Annotated in this window: 1 protein-coding gene; it reads right to left on the bottom strand. The window is 63.3% G+C overall.

What is annotated here, in order from left to right; translation table 11 throughout:
• Positions 1 to 988: IS481 family transposase (locus AAHF99_RS27100; protein ID WP_342167419.1), on the bottom strand; the 988-nt coding region annotated here is incomplete at its 3' end.
• Between the last annotated feature and the right edge of the window lie 56 nt (positions 989 to 1,044).

Raw genomic sequence — 1,044 nt, forward strand, 5'->3', positions numbered from 1 at the left:
TGTTTGGTCCCGGCATTTGGTGGAGCGGGTTTGACCTGAAGCGTTCGGGCTCGGCGGACCATGCTTTGCAGATAGCCTCGTAGGGCGTGAGGCCACGCAGGATCTTGAGGCGGCGGCCAAAGTTGTAGGCGCGGACGAAGTCGGCCAGATGGGCGCGGAGCTGCTCGTGGCTGTCGTAGTGGTAGCGCTTGACCGTCGCGTCCTTGATCGTGCGGTTCATTCGCTCGACTTGGCCGTTGGTCCAGGGGTGACGCGGCTTGGTCAGGCGATGATCGATATCGTTGCGGGCACAGGCGGACTCGAAGCTGTGGGCTCGGAAGGTCTCACCAGCCGCAATCGCTTGCCTGATGATGGAGGCGGCCGAAGCGACGTTGCCGGGTGTCGTGAAGTGGGTGCCGTTGTCGGTGAGCACAGTGTGCACCTTGTAGGGCACGGCCTCGATGAGATGCCGGAGGAAGTCGCCTGCGACCCGCCGCGTCGCTTTCTCGTGTAACTCGACGAAGGCGAACTTGGTCGTACGGTCGATGGCGACGAGCAGGTAGAGCCGCCCTTCCGCCGTGTGGACCTCAGCCAGATCGATGTGGAAGTAGCCGAGCGGATAGGCCTTGAAGCGTGACCGCTTGGGTTTGTTGTCGTCAATCTCCGGCAATCGGCTGATGCCGTGGCGCTGCAGGCACCGATGCAGCGACGAGCGGGTCAGGTGCGGGATCGTCGCCTGGAGCGCGTAGAGGCAGTCGTCCAGCGGCAAGAGTGTGTGACGACGAAAGGCGACGACGATTGCTTCGTCCTCGGGTGACAGCACCGTCGAACGCGGATTCCTCGGACCGGTGCGCTGGTCGGCGACCGAGGACCGCTGCCGCCACTTGGCGACCGTCTTCGGGTTGATCCCGTAGCGTTTTGAGAGTGCTCTCAGGCTCGCTTGACTATGCTGGATCGCTCGACGGATCGCCTCCGTCGTCGTGGCGCTGCCGTGAAGAACCTGGCCCATAGCGCGTCCCTCCACTCCGACGTGAAGAGTGCACCATCAAACCCCGGGATCAAACA

Origin of the sequence: Methylobacterium litchii, assembly GCF_038442315.1 — a bacterium.
GTDB lineage: Bacteria > Pseudomonadota > Alphaproteobacteria > Rhizobiales > Beijerinckiaceae > Methylobacterium > Methylobacterium litchii.